At 69.4% G+C, this 11,507-nt stretch carries 12 protein-coding genes; 6 read left to right on the plus strand and 6 right to left on the minus strand.

Features of this window, described 5'->3' with window-relative positions; all coding sequences use genetic code 11:
- The 6 genes from ACJA3G_RS18065 to pknB form a co-directional block, all read left to right on the plus strand.
- On the plus strand, positions 1 to 345 hold a 345-nt coding region (locus ACJA3G_RS18065), incomplete at its 5' end, for an FHA domain-containing protein (protein ID WP_406554029.1).
- Between the two features lie 10 nt (positions 346 to 355).
- Positions 356 to 889, plus strand: a complete 534-nt coding sequence (locus ACJA3G_RS18070; protein ID WP_406554030.1) for an FHA domain-containing protein — start codon at positions 356 to 358, stop codon at positions 887 to 889.
- 132 nt (positions 890 to 1,021) lie between these two features.
- Entirely contained in the window at positions 1,022 to 2,485 is a 1,464-nt protein-coding gene (locus ACJA3G_RS18075; RefSeq protein ID WP_406554039.1) for a Stp1/IreP family PP2C-type Ser/Thr phosphatase, read from the plus strand.
- 26 nt (positions 2,486 to 2,511) lie between these two features.
- Positions 2,512 to 3,927, plus strand: coding sequence for an FtsW/RodA/SpoVE family cell cycle protein (locus ACJA3G_RS18080; RefSeq protein WP_406554031.1), 1,416 nt, complete (start codon positions 2,512 to 2,514; stop codon positions 3,925 to 3,927).
- Complete coding sequence (locus tag ACJA3G_RS18085) at positions 3,924 to 5,378, plus strand: penicillin-binding transpeptidase domain-containing protein (protein WP_406554032.1); 1,455 nt, start codon at positions 3,924 to 3,926, stop codon at positions 5,376 to 5,378. The genes ACJA3G_RS18080 and ACJA3G_RS18085 overlap by 4 nt, the downstream gene beginning before the upstream one ends.
- 187 nt (positions 5,379 to 5,565) lie before the next feature.
- Entirely contained in the window at positions 5,566 to 7,563 is a 1,998-nt protein-coding gene (gene pknB, locus ACJA3G_RS18090) for a Stk1 family PASTA domain-containing Ser/Thr kinase (protein ID WP_406554033.1), read from the plus strand.
- A 90-nt stretch (positions 7,564 to 7,653) separates the two neighbouring features.
- On the opposite strand, the gene ACJA3G_RS18095 is transcribed toward pknB, so the two are convergent.
- The 6 genes from ACJA3G_RS18095 to ACJA3G_RS18120 form a co-directional block, all read right to left on the minus strand.
- The gene (locus ACJA3G_RS18095; RefSeq protein WP_406554034.1) at positions 7,654 to 8,388 is read right to left on the minus strand and encodes a class E sortase; all 735 of its coding nucleotides are present in this window, start codon (positions 8,386 to 8,388) and stop codon (positions 7,654 to 7,656) included.
- Positions 8,389 to 8,408: 20 nt separating this feature from the next.
- Positions 8,409 to 9,581 carry a class E sortase gene (locus tag ACJA3G_RS18100; protein ID WP_406554035.1) on the minus strand — a complete coding sequence of 391 codons (1,173 nt, stop codon included), beginning with the start codon at positions 9,579 to 9,581 and terminating at the stop codon, positions 8,409 to 8,411.
- On the minus strand, positions 9,578 to 10,216 hold the full coding sequence (locus ACJA3G_RS18105) for an aminodeoxychorismate/anthranilate synthase component II (RefSeq protein ID WP_406554036.1): 639 nt from the start codon (positions 10,214 to 10,216) through the stop codon (positions 9,578 to 9,580). The genes ACJA3G_RS18100 and ACJA3G_RS18105 overlap by 4 nt, the downstream gene beginning before the upstream one ends.
- The gene (locus ACJA3G_RS18110) at positions 10,213 to 10,389 is read right to left on the minus strand and encodes a hypothetical protein (protein ID WP_406554037.1); all 177 of its coding nucleotides are present in this window, start codon (positions 10,387 to 10,389) and stop codon (positions 10,213 to 10,215) included. Before ACJA3G_RS18110 ends, ACJA3G_RS18105 begins: the two co-directional genes overlap by 4 nt.
- 67 nt (positions 10,390 to 10,456) lie before the next feature.
- On the minus strand, positions 10,457 to 11,095 hold the full coding sequence (locus ACJA3G_RS18115; protein ID WP_406554040.1) for a class E sortase: 639 nt from the start codon (positions 11,093 to 11,095) through the stop codon (positions 10,457 to 10,459).
- A 34-nt stretch (positions 11,096 to 11,129) separates the two neighbouring features.
- The coding region (locus ACJA3G_RS18120; protein ID WP_406554038.1) for a DUF881 domain-containing protein at positions 11,130 to 11,507 on the minus strand (378 nt) is incomplete at its 5' end.

Consider the following 11,507-nt stretch of genomic DNA (forward strand, 5'->3'; position numbering starts at 1 on the left):
GCCGATGCCGGCCGCCCCGGCGCGGACCGCCGCCCGACGGCTCCCGGCCCCATGCCGGGTTCCCAGGTGCGGCGCTGGATCGAGATCAACGGCACCCGCCACCAGATCTCCCGCCCGACGCTGGTGCTGGGTCGCAGCACCGACGCCGATGTGCGGATCGACGACCCCGGCGTCTCGCGCCGGCACTGTGAGATCCGGACCGGAACGCCCTCGACGATCCAGGATCTCGGGTCCACCAACGGCATCGTGGTGGACGGGCAGCACACCACCCGCGCTACGCTCCGCGACGGCTCGCGGATCGTCGTGGGCAGCACCACCATCGTTTACCGGCAAGCCGAAGGGTGAAGCGGGGGCAATGTCAGAGCTGACCCTCACGGTCATGCGGTTGGGTTTCCTCGCCGTACTGTGGCTGTTCGTCATCGTGGCCGTTCAGGTCATTCGCAGTGATCTGTTCGGGACACGGGTCACCCAGCGCGGTTCGCGCCGCGGCGGGGACACGGGCCGCCAGCAGACCGGCCGGCAGGCCGCCGCTGCCGCGCCGCCGCAGCAGCGCGGCCAGCAGGCCGCGCCGTCGGGCAGTCGCCAGCGCCGTGGCGCGCCCACCAAGCTGGTGGTGTCCGAGGGCACGCTCACCGGCACCACGGTGGCGCTGCAGGGCCAGACCATCACGCTGGGCCGGGCGCACGACTCGACGATCGTCCTCGACGACGACTACGCGTCGAGCCGGCATGCCAGGATCTACCCGGACCGTGACGGCAACTGGATCGTCGAGGACCTGGGTTCCACCAACGGCACCTACCTGGACCGGACGCGGCTCACCACCCCGACCCCGATTCCGCTGGGCGCGCCGATCCGCATCGGCAAGACCGTCATCGAGCTGCGGAAGTAGTACGACAATGAGCGAGCGGAGCGAGCGAGCCGCGGCGGTCCGGACGACGGACCGGGACGGGCTCCCGACCGGAGGGTGGGCAGTGTGGCTCGACATGACCGGCTGTACCCCGAGCCGACGGGCGAGGTGGGCATGAGTCTCTCCCTGCGCTTCGCCGCCGGATCCCACAAGGGCATGATCCGCGAGGGCAACGAGGACTCCGGTTACGCGGGTCCGCGCCTCCTCGCGATCGCCGACGGCATGGGCGGCCAGGCGGCCGGCGAGGTCGCTTCCTCCGAGGTGATCTCCACCCTGGTCACGCTCGACGACGACGTGCCCGGCTCCGACATCCTCACGTCGCTGGGTACGGCGGTGCAGCGCGCCAACGACCAGCTGCGCATGATGGTCGAGGAGGACCCCCAGCTGGAGGGGATGGGCACCACGCTCACCGCTCTGCTGTGGACGGGCCAGCGCCTCGGCCTGGTGCACGTGGGCGACTCGCGCGCGTATCTGCTGCGCGACGGGGTGCTCACCCAGATCACGCAGGACCACACCTGGGTGCAGCGGCTCGTGGACGAGGGCCGTATCACCGAGGAGGAGGCGACGACGCATCCGCAGCGCTCGCTGCTGATGCGCGCGCTGGGCAGCGGCGACCATGTCGAGCCGGACCTGTCGATCCGTGAGGTGCGGGCGGGCGACCGCTATCTGATCTGCTCCGACGGCCTGTCGGGGGTGGTGTCCCACCAGACGATGGAGGACACCCTCGCCAGCTACCAGGGCCCGCAGGAGACCGTGCAGGAGCTGATCCAGCTCGCGCTGCGCGGCGGCGGCCCGGACAACATCACGGTGATCGTGGCGGACGTCCTGGACGTCGACTCCGGTGACACGCTGGCCGGACAGCTCAGCGACATCCCGGTGATCGTGGGCGCGGTCGCGGAGAACCAGCTGCAGCTCAACGACGACGGGGCGATGCAGACCCCGGCGGGCCGCGCTTCGGGCCTGGGCCGCCCCGCCTCGCCGCAGGGGGGCTTCGGCCCGCCCGGCAGCGGTGAGGACAGCGGCTACGGCGCCCCGCCCGAGGGCACCTTCGGTTCCTACTCGGACGAGGACTTCGTCAAGCCGCGGCGCGGCAAGTGGCTGAAGAGATCCGTCTACATCGTGCTCGCCCTGGCCGTGATCGGCGGCGGTCTGTACGGCGGCTACCGCTGGACGCAGACGCAGTACTACGTGGGTACCAAGGACGAGCACGTGGCGCTCTACCAGGGCATCAGCCAGGACCTGGCCTGGGTGAAGCTGTCGAAGGTGGAGACCGACCACCCCGAGGTCGAACTCAAGTACCTGCCGCCGTACCAGCGCAAGCAGGTCGAGGCCACGATCGCCGAGAGCAGTCTCTCCAAGGCCCAGGCCAAGATCACCGAACTGTCCACGCAGGCGTCGGCGTGCAAGAAGGACGAGCAGCGGCGCGCCGCCGAGAGCCAGAACCCGCCGAAGACCGGTACGACGGCCTCTCCGTCGCCCGGCAAGACCGGGTCCACCAAGACCACCGCCACTCCCACGCCCGGCCCCAGCCTCTCGGAGGAAGAGCAGAAGCTGGTCCCGCAGTGCGGTAAGCAGTAGGCAGCCGTAGGGGGCCTTTCCACACCATGAGCGTTGTCACCAACACGACCACCATCGGCGCGATCGACGCACCGAGCCGCCGCAACACCGAGCTCGCGCTGCTCGTCTTCGCCGTCGCCATCCCGGTGTTCGCGTACGCCAACGTGGGCCTGGCCATGACCGGCAAGCTGCCATCCGGCATGCTCGGTTACGGCCTCGGCCTCGGGCTGCTCGCGGCCGTCGGGCACCTCGTGGTGCGCAAGTTCGCCCCGTACGCGGACCCGCTGCTGCTGCCGCTGGCGACGCTGTTGAACGGGCTGGGCCTGGTGATGATCTGGCGCCTGGACCAGTCACCGCGCCTGATCCAGCGAGCCAAGAACGCATTCGGTGCCTTCCACCCGGACGCGCCCAAGCAGATGCTGTACACGGCGATCGGCGTGGCGCTGTTCATCGGCGTACTCATGCTGCTGAAGGACCACCGGATCCTCCAGCGCTACACGTACATCTCGATGGCGTTCGCGCTGTTCCTGCTGATCCTGCCGATGTTCTTCCCGGCGGTGAACGGCGCCAAGATCTGGATCTCCATCCCCGGTCTGGGCACCATCCAGCCCGGCGAGTTCGCGAAGATCATCATCGCGGTGTTCTTCTCCGGCTACCTGATGGTCAAGCGGGACGCGCTGGCCCTGGCCAGCCGCCGCTTCATGGGTCTGTACCTGCCGCGCGGCCGTGACCTCGGTCCGATCCTCGTGGTGTGGGGCGTCTCGATCCTCATCCTGGTCTTCGAGACCGACCTGGGCACCTCGCTGCTCTTCTTCGGCCTCTTCGTGATCATGCTGTACGTGGCCACCGAGCGCACCAGCTGGATCGTCTTCGGTCTGCTGATGTCGGCGGCCGGCGCGGTCGCGGTGGCCTCCTTCGAGCCGCACGTGAAGCTGCGTGTGGACGCCTGGCTGGACCCCTTCGGCTGCTACAAGACCACCGGCGCCTGCGAGCAGATCGGCCAGGCGATCATGTCGTTCGGCTCCGGCGGCACGCTCGGCACGGGGCTCGGCCAGGGCAACTCCGACCTGATCGGCTTCGCCGCCAACGCCGACTTCATCCTCTCCACCGTCGGCGAGGAGCTGGGCCTGGCCGGGATGATGGCGATCTTCCTCATCTACGGCCTGATCGTGGAGCGCGGTGTGCGCACCGCGCTCGCCGCGCGCGACCCGTTCGGCAAGCTGCTGGCCATCGGCCTCTCCGGCGCGTTCGCGCTCCAGGTGTTCGTGGTCGCCGGCGGTGTCATGGGCCTCATCCCGCTGACCGGTATGACCATGCCGTTCCTCGCGCAGGGCGGATCCTCCGTCATCGCCAACTGGGCGCTGATCGGCATCCTCATCCGCATCAGCGACACCGCCCGCCGCCCGGCGCCCGCCCCTGCCCCGTCCCCCGACGCCGAGATGACCCAGGTGGTCCGACCGTGAACAAGCCCCTGCGCCGGATCGCGATCTTCTGCGGGCTGCTGATCATGGCCCTGATGATCCGTGACAACTGGCTCCAGTACGTGCGCGCCGACGAGCTGAACACGCACAAGTACAACCGGCGCGTCCAGATCGAGCGGTTCGCCCATGAGCGCGGCAACATCATCACGGCCGACGGCCAGCCGATGACCGCGTCCAAGGAGACCCAGGGCAGCGACTTCAAGTACAAGCGGACCTGGAACAACGGCGCCCTGTGGTCGCCGGTGACCGGGTACAACTCGCAGGCCTTCGACTCCTCGCAGCTGGAGAACATCGAGGACAAGATCCTCTCGGGCAACGACGACCGGCTCTTCTTCGACCGGACGCTCTCGATGTTCACCGGCGAGAAGAAGCAGGGCGGCAACGTCGTCACCACCCTCAACAGCGCCGCCCAGAAGGCCGCCTTCGACGGGCTCGGCGACAAGAAGGGCGCGGTCGCCGCGATCGACCCGCGTACCGGCGCGATCCTGGCGCTGGCCTCGACGCCGTCGTACGACCCGTCGGTCTTCGCGGGCAACTCCAAGGCGGACGGTGAGGCCCGCCAGAAGCTGCTCCAGGACAAAGACAAGCCCATGCTGAACCGGGCGCTGCGCGAGACCTACCCGCCCGGCTCCACCTTCAAGGTGGTCACCGCCTCCGCGGCGCTGGAGAACGGGCTGTACTCCAGCATCGACGAGCCGACCCGCTCCCCGGTGCCGTACCAGCTGCCGCAGTCGACGATGCCGCTGAACAACGAGGGGACCATCCCCTGTGAGAATGCCACGCTCAAGGTGGCCCTCCAGTGGTCCTGCAACACCGTCTTCGGCAAGATCAGTGACGACCTCGGCAACGACAAGATGATCGCGGAAGCCAACAAGTTCGGCTTCAACGACGAGATCTTCACCCCCGTCCGCGCCGACGCCAGCGTCTACCCCAAGGACAACCGCCCGCAGAACGCGATGGCCGGCATCGGCCAGGCCTCCAACCGCGCCACCCCGCTCCAGATGGCCATGGTCGCCGCCGCCGTCGCCAACGACGGCAAGCTGATGAAGCCCTACATGGTCGACCAGCTCCAGTCGCCCAGCCTGGACGTCCTCACCAAGACCCAGCCGGAGAAGATGAGCCAGCCGCTGTCGGCGGCCAACGCCCAGAAGGTCCAGGCGCTGATGGAGAACGTCGTCGCCGAGGGCACCGGCAAGAAGGGCGCCATCGACGGAGTCACCGTCGGCGGCAAGACCGGCACCGCCCAGCACGGCCTCAACAACAGCGAGAAGCCGTACGCCTGGTTCATCTCGTACGCCAAGACCAGCGAGGGCTCCCCGGTCGCGGTCGCGGTGGTCGTCGAGGACGGCGAGGCCCACCGTGACGACATCTCCGGCGGCGGGCTGGCCGCCCCCATCGCCAAGGCCGTGATGCGGGCGGTGCTCAAGAAGTGATCCAAGGACGTTTCACGTGAAACGGTCCTCGTTTCACGTGAAACGTCTTTCGCGCCCTGTACCGGTCCGGTATCAGCTGACGGTCACGGACGGATCAGCCACCGGTGCCCGGTAGCGTATGCGCGAACAGCACACCGCCGGACCACACACGGGTGCGGTCGGGACTGACGGAGAGGGCTGGAACGTTATGGAAGAGCCGCGTCGCCTCGGCGGCCGGTACGAGCTGGGCCAGGTGCTCGGTCGTGGTGGCATGGCGGAGGTCTACCTCGCGCACGACACCCGGCTCGGCCGCACCGTCGCCGTGAAGACGCTGCGGGCCGACCTCGCCCGCGACCCGTCCTTCCAGGCCCGGTTCCGCCGGGAGGCCCAGTCCGCCGCCTCGCTCAACCACCCGGCGATCGTCGCGGTCTACGACACCGGCGAGGACTACGTCGACCAGGTCTCCATTCCGTACATCGTGATGGAGTACGTCGACGGGTCCACCCTGCGTGAGCTGCTGCACTCCGGGCGCAAGCTGCTGCCCGAGCGCACGCTGGAGATGACGGTCGGCATCCTCCAGGCCCTGGAGTACTCCCACCGCGCCGGCATCGTCCACCGCGACATCAAGCCGGCCAACGTCATGCTGACGCGCACCGGCCAGGTCAAGGTCATGGACTTCGGCATCGCGCGGGCCATGGGCGACTCCGGTATGACCATGACGCAGACCGCCGCCGTCATCGGCACCGCCCAGTACCTCTCCCCGGAGCAGGCCAAGGGCGAGCAGGTCGACGCCCGCTCCGACCTGTATTCCACCGGCTGCCTCCTCTACGAGCTGCTGACCGTACGGCCGCCGTTCGTCGGCGACTCGCCGGTCGCGGTCGCCTACCAGCACGTACGGGAAGAGCCGCAGCCGCCGAGCAACTTCGATCCCGAGATCACGCCCGAGATGGACGCCATCGTCCTGAAGGCGCTGGTCAAGGACCCGGACTACCGCTACCAGTCGGCGGACGAGATGCGCGCCGACATCGAGGCCTGCCTCGACGGCCAGCCGGTCGCCGCGACCTCCGCCATGGGCGCGGTCGGCTACGGCGGCTACGACGCCTACACCTCGGGCCCCCAGGACCAGCCCACGGCCGCCCTGCGCCCCGCGGACGCGGCGGGCCAGACGTCCATGCTGCCCCCGATCAGCCCGGACGACGGCTACGACGACCGCCCCGCCCGACGCCGCCAGAAGAAGTCGAACACCTCGACGATCCTGCTGGTGCTGGCCGGTGTACTGGTGCTCGTCGGCGCGATCCTGATCGGCAAGTCGGTCTTCGGCGGAAACGGCGACAGCGGCCAGGTGCCGGTGCCGCAGCTCGTCGGTGAGACCCGCAAGTCGGCCGAGACCCTGACGGCGAACGTCGGTCTCAAGCTGACCGTGGCCAAGACGGAGCCCTGCGCCGACCAGCCCAAGGACAGCATCTGCAGCCAGAACCCGACCAGCGGCAAGCTGAACAAGGGCGAGGCGGTCACGGTCGTCGTCTCCGCCGGCGCGCCCAAGGTGGAGGTCCCGGACGTCACGGAGAAGAAGAAGGACAACGCGGCCCAGCTCCTCCAGGAGAAGGGCTTCACCGTGAAGACGACCACGGTCGAGTCCGAGGCCGAAGAGGGCACGGTCGTCAGCCAGGACCCCAAGGGCGGGCAGCAGGCCGAGAAGGGCACCGAGGTCACGCTCTCGATCGCCAAGAAGAAGACGTCCAAGATCCCCGACGTCACGAACACCGACTACACCGCGGCCGTGAACCAGCTCAGCACGCTCGGCTTCACCAACGTCTCGCGCCAGGACGTCGACTCGGACAAGCCCGTCAACCAGGTCGTCGACCAGACGCCCAAGGGCAACACCAACCAGACCAAGGACGTCCAGATCGTCCTGAAGGTCTCCAAGGGGCCCCAGACGCCCGTGCCGGTCGGCGTGCCGGGCGTGGTCGGCAAGACGGTGAAGCAGGCCACCGAGATGCTCAACGCGGCCGGATTCAGCAACATCCAGTTCGCGCCGGGCAGCTCCACCGACGACAAGGCGCGGGTCATCTCGCAGACCCCGCCGGCCGCCACACCGTCCGACCCGGCCACCACCGCCATCGTCCTGACGACGTTCGGCGGGGGCGGCGGAAACCAGGGCCAGGACGGCGGGAACTTCCCGTTCGGCGGCCCCTCCGGCCGCTGACCCGGTACGCAGAAGCCCCGGCCCCCTTCACAGGGGGCCGGGGCTTTTTCGTAGGGAGGTACGGACGAACGTACGGCGGGCGGAAGGCCCTCAGCGCAGCTCCGCCGGCTTCGTGCGCTTCTCGTCGACCTTCTGGGTGCGTACCAGCTCGCCCCACACGATGTAGCGGTAGTCGGAGGTGTAGACGGGCGTGCACGTCGTCAGGGTGATGTAGTGGCCCGGCTTCTTCGCGCCGGACTCCTTCGGCACCGGCTGCAGGACGTCGACGTTGTACTTCGACGTCTCCTTGAGCTCCGCGAACGTCTTGTAGACGTACCAGGTGTCCTTCGTCTCGAAGACGATCGGATCCCCGGTCCTTATCTTGTCGATGTTGTGGAACTTGGCGCCGTGGCCGTCGCGGTGCGCGGCCAGCGTGAAGTTGCCCTTGTCGCCGCTCCCGGGCAGGACCGCCTTCAGGGGGTCCGTGTAGTAGCCCGCGACGCCGCCGTTGAGCACCTTGGTGTCGGTGCCCCGCTCCACCAGCACCTCGCCGTTCTTCATGGCGGGTACGTGGAGGAAGCCGATGCCGCCCTTGGTGTCGAGCGCCCCGGGGCCGCTGTTGGCCCAGTCGCGGCGCACGTCCTTGCTCTGCTTGGCGGCCTCACGGTCGGCTATGACGTTGGTCCACCACAGCGAGTAGACGACGAAGAGGCCGAGCACCAGCCCGGCCGTGATCAGCAGCTCGCCGAGGACGCTCACGGCCCCCGCGACGGCGCCGCGGCGGCGCGGGCGCGGCGGGACGGGGGCCTCGGTCTGCTGCTCGTCGTGCTCGGTCCTCAACTCCACGGCACCTGTCTGTCGTTCCGTCAGCCGGCGAGCGCGTCGGGCACGCCCTTGCTGCGCGGTCGTTCGTCGACCATCTTGCCCCACACGATCATTCGGTACGTACTCGTGAACTCGGGCGTACAGGTCGTCAGTGTCAGGTAGCGGCCCGGCCGAGTGAACCCCGAGCCGACCGGGACCGGCTTGAGCACCGAGACGTTCTTGGGGCTGGTCGACGGGAGCATGCCGGTGATCGCGTACGTGTAGTACGCCTGCTGGGTCTCCACGATCACCAGATCGCCCCGCTTGAGCCGGTTGATGTAGCGGAAGGGCTCGCCGTGCGTGTTGCGGTGCCCGGCGACCGCGAAGTTACCCGTCCTGTCGCCCGGCATCGCGGTCTTCAGGCTGCCCTGGCCGTAGTGGCCGACCATGCCCTTGTCGAGGACCTTGTGCTTGCTGGTGCCCTCGGCGACGGGGACGACGACGTCCAGCTTCGGGATGTGCATGATCGCGAAGCCCTCGCCGGGCTCGAAGGCGCCGGGGGCCTGCTTGCCGCTGTCCCAGCCGTGCGTGATCTTCTTCGCCTCGCTGCCCGCCTGCTGATGGGCGCGGATGTTGGTCCACCACAGCTGGTAGGTGACGAACAGGAGCATCACCACGCCGAGCGTGATGAACAGTTCGCCGATGATTCGGCTGGCCACCACGGCAGGGCTGTCCTTGCGCGCCTTGGCGGCCCGGCGCGCCTCTGCGCGGGTCGGCGGACGGCCGCTCGCCGCGGGCCCGGCGGGTGCGGACGCGGCCGGGGCGGAGGCCCGGTGTCCGCGCGCCTTGGCGGCCCGGCGCCGCTCGGCGCGCCCGCCGGTGGGGGGCGCGGGCGCGTCGGCTATCCGTTTGAGCGCCATGGTGGAGTCGTCGAAGGGGACGTCCTCGGGCAGGGGCTGGGCGGCGGGCTCCGCGTACCACTCCTGGGCCGGGGCGGCCGGGGTGGCCGCCGGCTCCTCCGCGCGTACGCGCGCGTAGGCATCGTTCGGCCCCTGCGCCTGAGCCTGCCCCTGGCCGGTGCCCTGGCCCTGGTCCTGCGGGGTGCTGTCCGCCCGGAACCAAGGCGACCCGTGACCACCCGCCGGGTTGGGGCCTCCCCTGTTCGAGCGGAGCCGAGAACTTGGGGAAGGGTCCGTCAGCGGGTCGTACTCGTGCTCGGGCCGGACGGCCGTCACGCCGCGGCCTTGCCCACCACCGGTGCCAGGCCTGCCGACCGCTCGACGGCTCCCGCGTCCCCGCACCGCACCAGCCAGTTGGCGAGCATCAGATGGCCGTGTTCGGTCAGGACCGACTCGGGGTGGAACTGGACGCCCTCCACCGGAAGTTCCCGGTGGCGCAGCCCCATGATGATCCCGTCGGCCGTCCGGGCGGTGACCTCCAGCTCGGCGGGGAGCGTCGAGGGCTCGGCGGCCAGCGAGTGGTACCGGGTCGCGGTGAACGGCGACGGCAGCCCCTGGAAGACACCGACGCCCTCGTGCAGGACCGGCGAGGTCTTGCCGTGCAGCAGCTCGGGCGCCCGGTCGACCACACCCCCGTACGCGACCATCATCGACTGCATGCCGAGACAGACGCCGAAGACCGGCACCCCGGTCCGCGCGCAGTGGCGCACCATGTCGACGCAGACACCGGCCTGCTCGGGCGCTCCGGGGCCCGGCGAGAGCAGTACGCCGTCGAAGCCGTCCTGGGCGTGTGCCAGGGACACCTCGTCGTTGCGTACCACCTCGCACTCGGCGCCCAGCTGGTACAGGTACTGGACCAGGTTGAAGACAAAGCTGTCGTAGTTGTCCACGACGAGAACGCGTGCGCTCATCGGGTCGCTCCCCTGCCCTGGTCGACGGTGACATCGTTGAACGGCAGCAGCGGCTCCGCCCACGGGAAGACGTACTGGAAGAGCACATAGACAATCGCCAGTACCAGTACGAGCGAAGTGAACGCCCGTACCCACGCGTTGCCCGGCAGATGCCGCCAGATCCAGCCGTACATGCGGTCCGCTGTCCCTTCCGACGATCGTTACCGCACCAGACTAAGGGGCGGCGCCGTGGGCAGGGGCTCAGCCGGTCAAAGCTTGGGGCTTGCCCTGCGCCGCCGGTCGGGTGGAGTCGAGGTGGGCCCAGGCGATCAGCCGGTGGCTGCTGCCCCATTCCGGGTCGCAGGTGGTGAGGGTCAGATAGCGGCCGGGGGAGCGGAACGGCGACTCGGCGGGGACCGGGTCGATGACCCCGACATCGCTCGGCACGGTCCGGTAGGGCCTGGTGTCGACGCGGTAGGTGAACCAGGTCGTCCCGTCGGTGAGGACCACCGCGTCGCCTGGCCGCAGCTCGGGGAAGTCCTTGAACGGGTCGCCGTAGGTGCGCCGGTGCCCGGCCACCGAGAAGTTGCCCGGCTGCCCGAGCCGGGTGGTGGTGGCGTAGTGCCCGAGGCCCTTCTGGAGGTCCTTGACGCCGGTCCCCTCCAGCACGGGCTTGTGCCAGTCCTTCCCCAGCCTGGGGATGTACATGACCGCGAAGGACTTTCCCTCGGTGTACGGGGCGGGGGCGCGTGCCCACTGGTGGCGCAGGTCGGAGATCTGGCGGTCGGCGGCGCTGTCCGCCTTCACCCCGGTCCAGTACAGGAGGTAGGCGACGAAGAGGACGATCAGGGTGCCGACCGTGAGGCACAGTTCGCTGAGCGTCCTGACGACCAGCCGCACCGAGACCACAGCCACCGGGCCGCCCCCTCCCGCGCTATCCCACCGGCTTCGCGTAGTGGAGATCCACTGTGCCCGAGTAGCCGGGCAGAGTCATCGCCTTGTGCTCGTCGACTTTCCAGCCGAGCCCGTAGGCCTTCACATACAGCTGGTAGTTCTGGATCGCCGGGGAGTCGGTGAGCGCCTGGCGCAGCTTCCCCAGGTCGCCGACGGCGGTGACCTTGTACGGGGGCGAGTAGACGCGGCCCTGGAGGATCAGGGTGTTGCCGACGCAGCGCACGGCGCTGGTGGAGATGAGCCGCTGGTCCATGACCTGGATGCCCCGGGCGCCGCCCTGCCACAGCGCGTTGACCACGGCCTGGAGGTCCTGCTGGTGGATGACCAGGTCGTTGGGCTGGGGGGCGGGGTAGCCGGG

The sequence above is a fragment of the Streptomyces sp. YS-3 genome (genome assembly GCF_045257485.1).
Taxonomy (GTDB): domain Bacteria; phylum Actinomycetota; class Actinomycetes; order Streptomycetales; family Streptomycetaceae; genus Streptomyces.

Bases quoted from the DNA above. Each gene is read 5' to 3' on its own strand.
- ACJA3G_RS18070 (WP_406554030.1), top strand. From the start codon at position 356: ATGTCAGAGCTGACCCTCACGGTCATGCGGTTGGGTTTCCTCGCCGTA.
- ACJA3G_RS18075 (WP_406554039.1), top strand. From the start codon at position 1,022: ATGAGTCTCTCCCTGCGCTTCGCCGCCGGATCCCACAAGGGCATGATC.
- ACJA3G_RS18080 (WP_406554031.1), top strand. From the start codon at position 2,512: ATGAGCGTTGTCACCAACACGACCACCATCGGCGCGATCGACGCACCG.
- pknB (WP_406554033.1), top strand. From the start codon at position 5,566: ATGGAAGAGCCGCGTCGCCTCGGCGGCCGGTACGAGCTGGGCCAGGTG.
- ACJA3G_RS18105 (WP_406554036.1), bottom strand. From the start codon at position 10,216: ATGAGCGCACGCGTTCTCGTCGTGGACAACTACGACAGCTTTGTCTTC.
- ACJA3G_RS18110 (WP_406554037.1), bottom strand. From the start codon at position 10,389: ATGTACGGCTGGATCTGGCGGCATCTGCCGGGCAACGCGTGGGTACGG.